Annotated in this window: 12 protein-coding genes; 7 read left to right on the top strand and 5 right to left on the bottom strand. The window is 66.7% G+C overall.

Going from position 1 to position 13,899, the window contains the following annotated elements:
* The first annotated feature begins 40 nt into the window (after window positions 1-40).
* From VF168_11510 to VF168_11480, 7 genes are all read left to right on the top strand, one after another.
* On the top strand, window positions 41-865 hold the full coding sequence (locus VF168_11510) for an undecaprenyl-diphosphate phosphatase (GenBank protein ID HEX7004800.1): 825 nt from the start codon (window positions 41-43) through the stop codon (window positions 863-865).
* A 134-nt stretch (window positions 866-999) separates the two neighbouring features.
* Window positions 1,000-2,526 carry a glutamate--tRNA ligase gene (gene gltX / locus VF168_11505; protein ID HEX7004799.1) on the top strand — a complete coding sequence of 509 codons (1,527 nt, stop codon included), beginning with the start codon at window positions 1,000-1,002 and terminating at the stop codon, window positions 2,524-2,526.
* On the top strand, window positions 2,526-3,458 hold the full coding sequence (gene ftsY / locus VF168_11500; protein HEX7004798.1) for a signal recognition particle-docking protein FtsY: 933 nt from the start codon (window positions 2,526-2,528) through the stop codon (window positions 3,456-3,458). Before gltX ends, ftsY begins: the two co-directional genes overlap by 1 nt.
* A gap of 6 nt (window positions 3,459-3,464) precedes the next feature.
* The gene (gene mqnB / locus VF168_11495; GenBank protein HEX7004797.1) at window positions 3,465-4,190 is read left to right on the top strand and encodes a futalosine hydrolase; all 726 of its coding nucleotides are present in this window, start codon (window positions 3,465-3,467) and stop codon (window positions 4,188-4,190) included.
* A gap of 46 nt (window positions 4,191-4,236) precedes the next feature.
* Window positions 4,237-5,157, top strand: coding sequence for a class II fructose-1,6-bisphosphate aldolase (gene fba / locus VF168_11490; protein HEX7004796.1), 921 nt, complete (start codon window positions 4,237-4,239; stop codon window positions 5,155-5,157).
* A gap of 190 nt (window positions 5,158-5,347) precedes the next feature.
* Window positions 5,348-5,752: a metalloregulator ArsR/SmtB family transcription factor gene (locus VF168_11485; GenBank protein ID HEX7004795.1), complete on the top strand. Its 405-nt coding sequence runs from the start codon at window positions 5,348-5,350 to the stop codon at window positions 5,750-5,752.
* 17 nt (window positions 5,753-5,769) lie between these two features.
* Window positions 5,770-6,288: an SRPBCC domain-containing protein gene (locus VF168_11480; protein ID HEX7004794.1), complete on the top strand. Its 519-nt coding sequence runs from the start codon at window positions 5,770-5,772 to the stop codon at window positions 6,286-6,288.
* Window positions 6,289-6,420: 132 nt separating this feature from the next.
* Here VF168_11480 and VF168_11475 read toward each other — a convergent pair whose 3' ends face one another.
* The 5 genes from VF168_11475 to VF168_11455 form a co-directional block, all read right to left on the bottom strand.
* The gene (locus VF168_11475) at window positions 6,421-7,902 is read right to left on the bottom strand and encodes a S8 family serine peptidase (protein ID HEX7004793.1); all 1,482 of its coding nucleotides are present in this window, start codon (window positions 7,900-7,902) and stop codon (window positions 6,421-6,423) included.
* Window positions 7,903-8,008: 106 nt separating this feature from the next.
* Entirely contained in the window at window positions 8,009-10,414 is a 2,406-nt protein-coding gene (locus tag VF168_11470; GenBank protein ID HEX7004792.1) for a tetratricopeptide repeat protein, read from the bottom strand.
* A 72-nt stretch (window positions 10,415-10,486) separates the two neighbouring features.
* Window positions 10,487-11,020: a response regulator gene (locus tag VF168_11465; GenBank protein ID HEX7004791.1), complete on the bottom strand. Its 534-nt coding sequence runs from the start codon at window positions 11,018-11,020 to the stop codon at window positions 10,487-10,489.
* A 57-nt stretch (window positions 11,021-11,077) separates the two neighbouring features.
* Window positions 11,078-12,265 carry an MFS transporter gene (locus tag VF168_11460; protein ID HEX7004790.1) on the bottom strand — a complete coding sequence of 396 codons (1,188 nt, stop codon included), beginning with the start codon at window positions 12,263-12,265 and terminating at the stop codon, window positions 11,078-11,080.
* Between the two features lie 44 nt (window positions 12,266-12,309).
* Entirely contained in the window at window positions 12,310-13,896 is a 1,587-nt protein-coding gene (locus tag VF168_11455; GenBank protein ID HEX7004789.1) for an NFACT family protein, read from the bottom strand.
* Window positions 13,897-13,899: the final 3 nt, after the last annotated feature.

Here is a 13,899-nt window from a genome sequence, read left to right as displayed (position 1 = left end):
GAGCGCTCTCCGACCCCTCTTCTCGATGAGGTAGGGCTGCATGAGCGTCTTCGAAGCGATCGTCCTGGGTGTGGTCCAGGGACTCACCGAGTTCCTTCCCGTCTCCTCCTCAGGCCATCTGGTCCTGGCCAACTACTACTTCGGCTTCAGCGGTCCCGGCGAGTCGTTGGCGCTCGCTGTCGACATCGCGACCAACACCGGGACGTTGCTGGCCGTCCTGATCTACCTGCGGCGTGACGTAGCGATGGCGTTGGGCGGCTTCTTCGCCGGCGTCGCCGGCGCGGCCGGCCGAAGAACCGATGGTTGGCGCCTGGCCCTGCTGGTGCTGGCGGGTTCGGTACCGACGGCGATCATCGGGCTCCTGCTCAAGGAGGTCTTCCACTCGCTGAACCGACCCCTGCCCGTGGCCCTGGCCCTCATAGTTACGGGCCTCGTCCTCTGGTTCACCCCGAGGTCAGGGACGAAGAAGAGCCCGCACGACCTGACCTTCCGCGATGCCCTGATCACCGGCGTCGCCCAGGGTGTCGCGGTCACACCCGGCATCTCACGCTCGGGAATGACCATCGCAACGATGCTGGGACGGGGTGCCGAGGGCGCACTCGCGGCCCGCTTCTCGTTCCTGCTCTACCTCGTGGCTTCGCTGGGCGTCGCCCTTTTGGGAGTCTCCGAAGTACGCGGCGCCCAGATACCCCTCGCGGCGCTCGCTGCCATGACGGTCGCCTCTTTCGTCACCGGCTACCTGGCGCTGGCTTGGCTCTTCCGCCTGCTCCGCATGGGCCGCTTCAGGATGTTCGCCCCCTACCTCTGGGTGATCGCGGTACTGACCCTGGTCTCGCTCGCGGTGGGGATCCCCTGGCACGGATAGGCTCCTCCGCGGGGTAGTCGCTGCCGACCCGGACGAGGCTTGGGGCGCGGCAGAAAGCGCGTTGTCAGCGGCCCAGGGGCAACACGGACGGTGACCCCGCTGAGCTAGAATGCCGGGACAAGGGAGGGTTCCCCATGACTGTCGTGACCCGAATCGCGCCCTCACCGACGGGCGACCCGCACGTCGGAACAGCATATGTCGGACTGTTCAACTACGCGCTCGCCAAGAGCCGCGGCGGGCGTTTCATCCTGAGGATCGAGGACACCGACCGAGAGCGTTACAACCCCACGTCCGAGCAGCGGATCCTGGAGATGATGAGCTGGTTGGGCCTCGAGCCCGACGAGAGCCCTCGAGCAGGCGGGCCGAACGGTCCCTACCGGCAGAGTGAAAGGCTGGAGACCTACCGGCAGCATGTCCACACTCTGTTGGCCGACGGGAAGGCGTACCGCGCCTTCGAGACCGCCGAGGAACTCGACGAGATGCGCCGCGAACAGAAGCGCCGAGGTCAGGACCCCGGTTACGACGGCCGTGGCCGCAACCTGCCCCGCTCGGAGCAGGAGCGACGGGCCGCGGCCGGCGAGCCCCACGTGGTTCGACTGGTCACCCCCGACGACGGAGCGACGAGCTTCCACGACGAGCTACGCGGCGAGATCACCATCCAGAACCGGGAGATCCGCGACCCGGTGATCCTGAAGAGCGACGGCTACCCGACCTACCACCTTGCCAACGTCGTCGACGATCACCTCATGGGCGTAACCCACGTGATGCGCGCCGAGGAGTGGGTCACCTCGACGCCCATCCACGTGCTGCTCTACGAGGCGTTCGGCTGGGACCTCCCGGTGTTCGCGCACCTCCCGCTGCTGCGCAACCCGGATCAGAACAAGACCAAGATCAGCAAGCGCAAGCTCGACACGAGCGTCGACTCGTACCGATCGCAGGGGATACTGCCCGAAGCCCTCCTCAACTTCCTCGCGAACATGGGCTGGAGCATGCCCGACGGGCGCGAGTTCTTCAGCCTGGATGACATGATCGCCGCCTTCTCCATCGAGCGCATCTCGCTGGGGGGCCCTGTCTTCGACCTCAAGAAGCTCCGCCACTTCAACGCCAAATACCTGCGCGAACTGCTGCCGCTGGAGGAGGTGGGCCGGCGGGCCGCTCCGCTCCTACGCGCTGCCGGCTACGAGTGGTCCGACGACGACTACCTGCTCGACGTGATCGACGTGCTTCAGCCGCGGGTCGAAACGCTCAACGACTTCGTCGATCAGAGCGGCTACTTCTTCGAGGAGGAAGTGAGCTACGACGAGGACGCCCGCAAGCGGCTAGCCGCCGGTCAATCGTATCTGGAGGATCTGGAACGGGAGTTGTCGATGGTCGAGTTCTTCGACTACGACAGTGTCGACGAGCTGATCCACGACTACGTGCAGGAGCAGAGCGTAGGGATGGGCAAGGTGATGATGCCGCTCCGGGCGGCGATCACCGGGCGCACCAACTCCCCGTCGGTGGTGGACGTGATAACCATCCTGGGCAAGGCGAGGGTCCTTAACCGGATCGGCAAGGCGATCCACGCGATCAACGCCGGCCTCCCGGACGACAATCCTCAGAAGGAGGCCGCCGAGGCTGGCAAGGCCGCGACCGCCGAGAAGACGGGTGCCGGCAGCTGATGTCGTGGTTCGACAGGCTGCGCCAGGGGCTCGGCAAGACCCGCGACGTCCTCAACCAGGACGCCTCCCGCAGCTGGGAGCTGGACTGGGACGAGCTCGAGTTCGCGCTCATAGGGGCCGACGTAGGGGCCCGCATCGCTTCTGAGGTCGTCGCCGACGCCAAGCGCGAGCGCGAGCGAGGTATGTCGTTCCGTGAGGCGCTGGAGAAGGCTCTGCTCGACCAGCTGGAGCCGAACAGGATGCGCCAGAAGCTGCGACGGGTAGGGTTCGACCTCGACGTGACCAGGCACATGGTGGAACCGAAAGGCAAGGTCGTCATGGTAGTGGGGGTCAACGGCGTGGGCAAGACGACGACCATCGCCAAGTTGGGGCGCTACTACCAGGAGCGGAACCATAAGGTGATGTTCGCCGCTGGTGACACGTTCCGTGCGGCGGCAACCGCTCAACTGGAGCTGTGGGGTGAACGCCTGGGGATCCCGACGGTATCGGGGCCGGACGGCAGCGACCCCGGCGCCGTCGCCTTCGACGCCGCCCAGTCGAGGCGGGCGAAGGGTCTCGATCTGCTCTTCGTCGACACCGCCGGTCGGCTCCACACCAAACACAACCTGATGGAGGAGCTGAAGAAGGTGAAGCGGGTGGTCGGCAAGGCCGATCCCGGCGAGCCGAAGGAGGTTTGGCTGGTGCTCGATGCGGTGACCGGCCAGAACGGGCTGGAGCAGGCACGCAAGTTCCACGAGGCGGTCGGCGTCACCGGTGTCATCGTGACCAAGCTCGACGGCAGCGCCAAGGGGGGCATCCTCCTACCCATCACCCGAGAACTGGAACTACCCATCAAGTTCATCGGCGTGGGCGAGAAGGCCGAGGATCTCCAGCCTTACGACGCGGCCGCCTTCGTTCAAGCTCTCCTGGACATCCCGGCGAAGGCCGCCTAGGCGCCCCTGGCACGGACCGCGCCCGCGCACCTGATCATCGCCGCGACAGCGGCGGAGGTCGCACCGCTGCACGAGGAACTCGAGGAGTCGTGCAGCCTGCAGCTGCGTCACGGCGACGCTCGGCGGGGTCTGCTCCACGGGGCGCCGGTGGCGGTAGCGACCTTCGGGGTGGGCAAGGTCAACACCGCGGCAGGCCTGGCGCTCGCCATCGCCCGGCTCGAACCGGTATCGGTGATCCAGGTGGGCATAGGCGGCGCCTTCCCCGGCTTCGGCCTGAGTGTGGGGGATGTGGCGGTGGCGAGTGAGGAGACCCACCTGGACAGTGGCGTGATCACCAGGGACGGTTTCGAAGGCATGGAGAGGATGGGCCTCCCCCTCCTCACCTCCCCCGCGACCTACTACAACCGCATACCGGTAGACCGGGAGCTGAGCTCGGAGATCGCAGGCGGAGTCCACCCGCTGGTACCATTCGGGACCTCAGAGACCGTAACGGGAGTCACGGGCGCGATGGGCACCGGGGCCCGCTTCGAGGTCGCCGTCGAGTCGATGGAAGGGGCGGCGGCGGCTCAGGTAGCGCTGGCGCTGGAGGCGCCTTTCGCCGAGGTGAGGGGTATCAGCAACACGGTCGGCGAACGCGACAAGGCTCGCTGGCGAATCGCGCATGCGGTCGAGATGGCCTGCCTGGCGGTAGTGGAGTGGCTGCATCGCAGCGGCAGCGGCGAGGGCCGGTAGCTCATCCTTTTTGCGCCCGTTCCGCGCGCGCAGATATACTCGCCGAATGGCACTGAGAAGCGGGCTCGAGATCCTTGCGGCCGCGAGAGCTGGCCGCTACGGCGTAGGCGCTTTCAACACCAACAACATGGAGATCACCCAGGCGATACTCGAAGCGGCCGAGGAGAGCCGATCGCCTGTGATCGTCGCGATCTCCGAAGGCGGCCTCAAGTACGGCGGCCGGCAGCTGGTAGACATCGTCCGCACCATGGGCAGCGAGATATCGGTCCCGGTAGCGATCCACCTGGACCACGGTTCCTCGTTCGAATCGTGCATGAGGGCCATCCGCCTGGGCTTCACCTCGGTGATGATCGACAAATCGCACGAGGAGGAGTCGGTGAACGTCGCCGAGACCCGCAAGGTAGTAGAGGCGGCCCACGCCGTAGGCGTGACGGTAGAGGCCGAGATCGGTCGCCTGGGTGGAGTCGAAGAGCACGTGGTGGTGGCCGAAGAGGATGCGATCCTCACCAAGCCGGACGAAGCCGTACGGTTCATGGAGGAGAGCGGGGCCGACTATCTTGCCGTAGCGATAGGGACATCGCACGGGCCGAACAAGGGCAAGACGAGGCCCTTCATCGACCACGAGCGGATCCAGCAGATCGCAGCGCGTCTCCCACAACCGTTGGTGATGCACGGAGCCAGCGGTGTCCCTGCTTCGGTCGTCCAACGCCTGGTCGCGGCAGGCGGCGAGCTCTCCAACGCCGTCGGTATCCACGAGGATGACGTGCGTCAGGCCGTGAAGGAGGGGATCGCCAAGATCAACACCGACACCGACCTGCGCCTCGGCTTCACCGCCGCCGTACGCGAGATACTGCGCGACAAGCCTCAGGAGTTCGACCCGCGCAAGATCCTCGGCCCGGCCAGGGAGCAGATGAAGGAGCTGGTGAAAGACCGGATCGCTGTCTTCGGTTCGAAGGGCAAGGCTTAGCGGGTCACTCGAGCCTTTCCCCAGACCCCTCCAAGGGAGAATCTGGGCGCGGCCACTGGTCGTAACCGTCGGACCTGTCGTCGAACAGCTCGCCACGTCACCTCGTTCCCGCGTCTGACGTCCGGGATCCGTCATTCGGACGGCATATGCCTTGACAGGAATATGCTCTGGAGAGTATATAGGGATCAGGATGAACGAGAAGGAGGTGAAACGAGATCGGAGCAGGGGGCCTTCCGAAGAGGTAGCGACCGAGAGCGCGGCTCTCCGTTCGTCGGCGATGGGCGCACTGGCGGAACCGAACCGCATGCGGATAGTCGAGCTCCTGCGGAGCGGCCCGAAGACCGTAGGAGAGATCGCCGATCGACTGGAGCTCAAGCAACCGCAGACCTCCAAGCACCTGAAGGTCCTGAGCGAGAGCGGGATCGTGGAAGTAAGAGCGGACGCGAACCGCAGGATCTATCGACTGCGCCCCGAGCCGTTCCGTGCGCTCGATGCCTGGCTTCACTCCTTCCGCCCCATAACCGAGGAGAAACTCGACCAGCTGGATGAGTATCTAAGGAATCTGCAGACGAAGAACAGCGAACGAGATCGCTAGAGAGTCGAAGGGATGCCATGACCACCGCAAGCAAGATGAATTCGAGAGTCGAGAACGAGAAGGAACTGGTACTGGAGCGCGTCTTCGAGGCTCCGCGGGAGCTCGTCTTCGAGATGTTCTCGAAGTGCGAACACCTGGAGAACTGGTGGGGACCGAAAGGTTGGGAGCTGCCGGTGTGCAGACTCGACTTCAGGCCGGGCGGCGAGTGGCACTACTGCATGAAGTGTGTCGACGAGAACCAGGGGGACTTCTTCGGGATGGAGTCTTGGGGCAAGCAGATCTTCCACGAGATCGAAGTACCGGTGAAGATCGCGTACACCGACTACTTCTCGGATGCCGAAGGGAATATCAACCGTGAACTGCCGGCAACTACTGCGACGGTGGAGTTCATCGACCTCGGAGGCAGGACGAAGGTGGTGAGCCGTTCCCAGTACGCGTCGGCAGATGCGCTCAAGACGGTACTCGACATGGGCATGCTGCAGGGCGTGACGGAGACCTGGGACCGCCTCGAAGAGCTGCTGCGCGAGACCCGGTAAGCCGGCAACCATCAGCAAGGTCGCCACTGGGTTCCCGGTGGCGACCTCCAATTTCACGTGCTGCCGGCAGATTCTTACTGCCGCCTACGTTCCTGGGTACGTGACCAGCCGGTCACGGCACCCTCAGTTCGTTCAAGGATCGGTCGATACGTCGAGCATGCCGGCGCCCACCGCCGTCTCCGGGTAGGGCAGGGGCTCGGCGGCCGCTTCGAGACCGGCTTCGATCTCGGGCGCCGTGAGCTCGGGGTGCACCTCCTGCCACAGCGCCAGCGCGCCCGCCGTGAACGCCGAGGCGTACGACGTGCCGGTGTAGCCGGTGCCGTAGAGGCCGTCGGGACTACCGCTCCTGAGGGCGACGCCCGGAGCCGCGATGTCCACGTAGTTCCCGCGCGTGCTGAACGACGCAGGCGACCACTTGCCGAGCAGCTCGTCGAGGAGCGAGGCGTCGAGCGCTCCGGTAACGACCACTCCTTCGAGGTCGTGTGCCGCCGGATAGTGGGCGGGCGAGCCTCGCCCACCCCCGTTGCCGGCCGAAGCGGCCACCACCGCGCCGCGCTCTACCGCGAACGCCAGTGCCTGGGCTACGGAATCGACCGGCGTCTCGCCTCCGAAGCTCAGGTTGAGAACGAGATCGTCCATACCCGGGCCGCTTCGTTCGGCCGTCGCAAGTGCGTAGCAGATACCAGCGAGTACGTCGTCGCTGTAGCAGATTCCGTTCCCGTTACACACCCTCACAGGAAGGATGGAAGCCGAGGGCGCCACGCCCGAGAGAGTGCCGGCGGCCAGAACCGCGACCGGCGTACCGTGACCGCCCGGGTAATCATCGACCGGCGGCGATCCCAGGTCGACGAAGTCGTAGCCTTGCTCTGTGAGCAGTCTGCTGCCCAGCTCGGTATGGCTCGATACCCCGGTGTCGAGAACGGCGATCATCGTACCGGACCCGGTGAGGCCGCGGCTCCTCGCCAGTCGGCCCCCGATGGCCGAAAGCGGTGAGGTGGCTCCCGACGAGTAGCCGGTGAGCGGATCGCTCCCGAGCACCACGCCTCCGCCGGCGAGCTGGTTCAGTTGGGTGAGCGCCCAGCCGGTTCCCATCCCGGAGACCCTGATCTCGACCCTCTCGCCACTGCACACGCCGGCATCGGCCCCGAGCGAGTAAGGCCCCGAAACGAGCTCGTAGTCGATCCCCGCGAGTGCCTCGGCCAACTCCTCGGTAGTCGTACCCGGCGCCAGCGTCAGCGAGAACACGCGCTCATCGACGTCGTCGCCGAGCACGTACAGAACATGGTCCAGGGTCCTCGTCTGCAGCTCGACGACGACCTGCTGCCGGCCCGTAGGAGCTGCCTGGGGGACGACGAACTCGAAAGTGTTGCCAGTCAGGACGGTTACTTCAGCCGGGATCCCGGCGACGCTGACCTTCACACCCCTGGCGTTGTCACCGTAGACCTTTCCGGAGACCACTTCACCGCGGAGTGCGTAGTCGAGATCGAGATCCGCTGTTACCGATAGCTGCCTGAAGGTCGCCTCCGGAGATCCGGAGGTTCTGCAACCCACCAGCAAAGCACTGCACAGCAGCAGGACGACGATCAAGTTGGCTCGAAGACGTTCGCGCGACATGCCTACCTCCCCTATGAGTAAGTCGGATATTAGTCCAGCCTACGATCGGACAGTACCGACGGTACTCTGAATCGGGCCTGAACGACTGACAGGAGGATATGACAGCTCAGCTCTCTCCTCCGCCAGATTCCTCGCTTCGTCTCGCGAAGGGATGGTCGGCGTCGAGACTCTCCCGGAAGTTCGTAGCGATCATCTCGTGCCCGGACTTCTCGAGGATCCGCAGCGCTTCCTCCCACGCCTCGTAGTTCGACGTCAGTTCGGCGAGGTTCGCCAGCACCATGCCGAGGATCCGCTGCTCACCGGCCTGCTGCGCGAGAGCCAACGCCTGCTCGTAGGCGTCCCTGGCCTTCTCCGCCTGAGGTTGGCGGTGGAAGAGAACTCCCAGGTTGTTCCAGGCCCAGGCAGCGACCTCGGTAACCCCCGCCTCGGCCGCCAGTCGGGCGGCCTCGAGGAACGCCTCCTCGGCGTGCGCCAGCTGCCCCTGCTGCTCTCGTGCCCAGCCGACGTTCAGAAGGGTGCGCGCCCGCAGCAGCGAGTTGTCACCCGAGGCCTCGAGCGCCTCGGCGAAAGCCTCCTCGGCAGACTTGCCCTGAAGGGCGGCGGCGATCCCGACGTTGTTGAGAGTCGACACCCAACGGTTCTGATTGCCGAGGGCCTGCCACAGGGCGGCGGCGCGGCGCGCGTGGCTCGCCGCCTCCTCGAACGCTCCCTGCGACCTGGCCAGGACGCCTAGGGTATTGAGCGACTCGGCCCGGGCCTCGGTCTCCCCTTCCAGCCCTCTCTGCGCGGCCGCCTCGGCATCGGCGGGGCGGCCCAGACGCCAGTACAGGGCACTCTTGAGGGCCGAGACGAGGGGAGTCTCGGGCAGTCGACCCAGACGCTCGAGCGCTTCCTTGTACTGGCCGGCCTGCTCGAGCGCGCGGCTCCAGAGCAGGATAACCTCCTCGGTCGATGGCGCTTCGGACAGCAGCTCGGCGCTGCGTCGGGCGAATCCTCTGCGCAGGAGTTCCTCGCCCCAGGCCAGGTAGGCGGCCGCGGCACGCGGCAGATCGTTCTCCTCCCAGAACGCCCGGGCTCGCTCGTACAGAGGGAAAGCCTCGACCCCGCTGAGTTCGCGGGCCAGCTGGAGCGCCAACTGCCCCATCTCGTTCGGTCGCGAGGTCAGGTAGTCGAGCGCCGCCTGGCGCGCCCGTACGGCACCCGAGGCTTCGACCAGACCGGTGGGTAGGAGCTCGCCCAGGGCGGTGGCGGTCTCGACGCTGGGGAGCGAGAGCGCACGCCGGACCAGCGAGACGTCGCCCCGTTCCAGCAGGGCGAGAGCGAGGTAGAGGCGCCTGGCGTCGGGGCCCAGTTGGTCGAGTCGGCGCTCTAGGGCCGCCTCGAGCGAATCGTCCCTCATCAGGGCCCCCACCAGTTCTGGAAGGCCCCCCGTCTGTTCGAGCGAGTCGGCGTAGGGGCCCAGGGCATCAACCGACAGCGGGCCAAGGGTGAGCTCGACCTCTACCGGCAGCAGCGGCGGGCAGGTAGAGGCGATGATCAGGTTGACGCGCGGCCGCAGGTGACGCAGCCTGGTCAGGAGCTTCCGGCTCTCCTCGTCCGTCTGCTCCCAGTCATCCACCATCACCGTGCCCTCGAGGCTCGAAAGCCTCTTGAGCATCAGCGTCTCGCTTGCTCCCAGGGTCTCGGCCAACAGTGGCTCGAGAGTCGCGTACGGCAGACCTTCCCGAGCCGGCAGGTAGGTGCCTTCGAGCTCACCCAGGAGGGCGGTCTTGCCCATCCCTGAGGCGCCCGTCACCCAGGCCCACTCGCCGGGAGCGAGAGCAGAGAGGCGCGTCAACTCCGACTCCCTGCCCACCAGGACCCTGGCCAACCGGGCGCGCGCCTGCTCCGGCGGCATATCTGCCGAGAGACCGTACTCCTGCGCCAAGCGCCGCAGTTCCGCGATCGACGGGCTCCTGGCGGCGGACAGGAGGATGCCGAAACGCAACAGCTCCTCCGGTTCGGGTTCTCCGGCTCCAGCGGTCCTCAGGGCCTGCTCGGCCAGCCGTCCGGCCTCGTCGAACCTACTCTTGCCCGCGCTCAGTTCGGCCGACCGCAGAAGCGCTTCGCGCGCCGTGCGGGCCAGGCTCTCGCGCGTGTCGAAGAGCCACTCCTCCAACTCCTCACTCATGTCGAGGTCCACCCCGTCGAGGAAGGCCCCACTGTAGATCTCCGCCACGCGATCGTAAGCGGCCGTCTCGAAGGCGCGGCGCAACTCACCCGCGTCGCTGTCCAGGTCGGACCACGCCCTGATGTCGTCCGCATCGACAGCCCCCGGCGCGCCCCGGCGCAACTGCGACAGGGCGACCGAGAGGCTGTTCATCGCGTCGCTCGCACCCGGCCAGAAGATCTCGGCCAGGTAGCGCCGCGGCGTGGGCCCGGCATGGGCCAGGTAGGCGGCGAGGAGCAGCGGTTTCAGCCGTCGGAAGCCGGTACCTTCGATAGCCAGACCACCGAACGTGCGCAGGTACATCGAGCCATATTATCTCAGTGACGCTCGCGTTCCCGCTCCTGACGGAGGTTGGTGCAGGCTGGACCGGTCGCGTCAGGCTTGCTGGCTGGCCACTCCCGTCATCCAGTCGCCCGGCGCTCGGTTGATCTCGAGCCAGTACTTGACCACCTTCTGGACGACCTCCTCGAAGTCGCTGGAGTTGACCGGCTTCTGGATGTAGCCGTTCGCCCCGGCGCCGTAGCTGCTCACCAGATCCTGCTCGGCCGCCGAGGAAGTGAGCATCACCACGGGCACGATCCTGGTCCGAGGGTCGGACCTGAGCGACCTCAGGAGTTCGAGGCCGCTCATGCGCGGCAGGTTGATGTCGAGAAGGATGAGTTTCGGCATGATCGCGCCGTTCCTCTTCTCGAACTTGCCCCGGGTGAAGAGGTAATCCTCGGCTTCGATCCCGTCGGCTACGACAACGACCTCTTCCAGCTCGACCGTGCTCTTCTTCAGGGCACGCAGGGTGAGCAGGGCGTCGTCCTCACTGTCCTCCACCAGCAGGATCGATACCTGCCTGCCGTGCACCTCGGCAAGCATCGATGCTGTTCCTTCGAGTCTCAACGGCACACTTCCCTCCAACACGGGCCTAGCCTAATAGGACGGCCCCGAACGGAGTCTGAACGCGGATGAACGCTCCCCTCAGTCGGCGCTCAGGGCCTGGGCGTTGCCTCGGAGCACCTTCAGCGCCAGCAGCGAACCGGGTACCAGGGTCGAGAAGGAGATAGCCATTGCCGGGCCGATCCCGATCGCCTCCTGCAGACCGCCGACGAGGATGTAGACGACACCGGCGGTGCCCCAGGTGAGCCCCATCAGCATCCCCGAGGCCGTTCCCATGGCGTGCGGAGCCAGATCCTGAGCGCTCACCACCATGAGGGGCAGACCGCCGTTGACCAGGGCGCCGGCCAGCGCCACGGCCAGGAAGTAGACCGGCGAGCCGGCAGGCAGGAGGAAGAGCGCGTACAGCGGGATGAGCGCCAGGAGCATGCTGCCGCTGATCAGGGCCTCTCTGCCCAGCCGCTTCTCCAGGTAGCCGGCGGCGATGCCGCCGAGGCCGCCGAAGAAGGAGAAGAAGGTCAGGGTCCAGAAGAGGGTGGCGCTATCTGCCGCGATCCCTCGTTCGTGCACGAGCCACAAGGGGGCGCCGTTTATCAGCGTTACCCAGGCGATCGAGCGCAGGATGCCGGCGAAGCAGAGGGTCCCGACTGGCCCCCTGAACAGCTCGGCGTCGAACAGCTTGGGCCTGTTCTCGCGGGGCGCCCGCTCCTGCACCGGCACCAGGAGGTAGAGCAGAGCTCCCAGGATGAGGCCCGGGATCATCAGCCAGGGACTGAACTCGAGCAGGTCGTTGATGATGAAGTAGCCGATGATCAGCGGCCCGAACGCCAGCCCGATCGTTCCCCCGGCGCTGAAGATGCCGACAGCCAACCCTTTCGTCGAGCGGGCGGCAGCGCGGGCGATGCTGGTGCCAGACGGGTGGAAGGCAGCAGAGCCGAGACCGCCAACGAGCAGGAGCGCGAAGAGCAGCCACACAGACTCGACCCGCCCCATCAGGCTCAGCAGTGCCGAGGAGGTGACCACACCCAGCGCCCCGACGATGCGCCGACCGAGGCGATCGGCCAACGCGCCGAAGACCGGTTGGGTCACCGACGAGGAGAACGACTGGGTCGCGACGAGCGTGGCGAGCAGCGTCTCACTCGCGCCAAAGCGCAGCTGGAAGGTTGGCAGGAGGGCAGAGAGCATGCCGCTGAACGAATCGTTCACGGCGTGAGCGACGACGAGCAGCAGGGCCAGCGAGGCGCCCGAGAGCGCGCGGTGTCGGCGCAGCATGAGCTAGAGTCTAACTCCGTGCCGGAGGGCCGGCCGTAGCGGTGCTACTCCCTGCGGCCCTGCTCCGTCGACTCCGTCTCGGGCCGTCGATCCGGCGTCACGTAGACGGTCTTGTGGCGGGTGAAGTTGACGGAACCGGCCGGCTGGCCCTTCACCTTCCAGACGTTCTTCCTGAGGGTGTAATCGACGGGCACGTTGTCGGACCCGGCGGCCTTCGAGTATCCGGCTGCCAGCTGGGCGGCGAACAGGATCGTGTCGAACGGAACCTCCCTGTTCTCGGCCTGGATGATGACGTGCGAACCGTGATAACCCTGTACGTGCAGCCACACGTCCCGACTGCGAGCGATCTTGAAGGTGATCTCGTCGTTCTCCCTGGCGTTCCGGCCCACCAGCACCGGCAGTCCGTGGGGCCCCACGTACCTGGCCCCCACGCCACGCCGGCGCTGGGTCCGCTCGAAGGGCAGGAACCGCACCTGAAGCTGCTCCAGCTCCGCGTCGCCGAGATCGTCAAGCCTCCCGACCAGCGCGCTCAGCTCCTCCTCTCGCTCCCGCAGCTCCGGCTCTCGCGACTCCGCCTGGCGCGCTCTCCCCTCCCGCTTGCGAGCGCGGTCGAAGTAGGCCTGCGCGTTGGCGGCGGCGTTGCGAGCGGGGTCGAGGCGGATGGTGACGGTTTCCCCCGTGAAGTCGTCGAGCGTGACCTCGTCGCTGCCGCCGGGAACCTCGTGGGCGAAGGCGAGCAGGAGCTCGCCGGTCCTTCTCAGCGTGTCAGCTTCCTCGATCCCGGCCCGGGCCCTCTCCAGATCGCCCAGGCGCTTGCGCACCAGGTCGAGTTCACGTGCGATCCGCTCGCGCAAGCGCCTGCTCAGCTCGTCGCGCCGCTCCGTCTCTCGCTGCGTCGCTGCGTCGGGCAGCCCTAGGGCGCGTTGCATCGTTCGGGTGGGCTCGTTGGTGAGCTCGACGAGGGCCGCGGCCGCCCGTTCCAGTTCGGCCCCCTGCAATGGCCGATCTTCGCTCACGCGGGCCGTGCGGGCGAGCGCAGCGGTGAGCCGCGGCCCGATCCCGTCGACAACCTTCCTGAGGTGGCGGAGCTGTCGCCCCTCCAGCGTCCCTCTGAGCTCCTCCCTGGACGCCTCCCTGGGATCGAGCTTCTCGTAGGGGGGTGGAGGCCGGTAGGGACGCCCCGACACCACCTGTCGGAAACGGTTGACCTCCGAGGTGATCTCGCGGGCCGCACCCAGGACGATCCCCTCCTCGTCGAGGAGGATGAGGTTGCAGTTGCGCCCGGTGAGTTCGGCTACCAGCCGGACGGCGGGCGTCTCCACGAAACCGGTGGCGGCGCCGAATTCGAGGGTGACCACGCGGTCGAGCTTGCGCTGGCGGACCGCTACGAGGTCCCCGCTCGCCCTGGCCGCCAGCAGATCCTGGAATCCGCTGTGGGTGCGGCCCGGGCGGGGGGCGGTGGAGAGCAGTTCCAGGCGCGGCTCGGGCGGCCGGTTGTAGAGCCAGAGGGCTCCGCCTTGCTCGAGCGGCAGGACGAAGGTCTGCGGATCGGGAAAGCGCCAGGCGTTGCGGCCCGCGGGCAGGAGCGGCGCGAGGCGACGGAGCTCCTCGGCGATGAGCAGACCTTCCACGGG

The sequence above is a fragment of the Trueperaceae bacterium genome (genome assembly GCA_036381595.1).
In the GTDB taxonomy this organism is placed as follows: Bacteria; Deinococcota; Deinococci; order Deinococcales; family Trueperaceae; genus DASVCN01.
The sequence above is the reverse complement of the archived record's forward strand: the minus strand, read 5'-3'. Positions and strand labels throughout refer to the sequence as shown.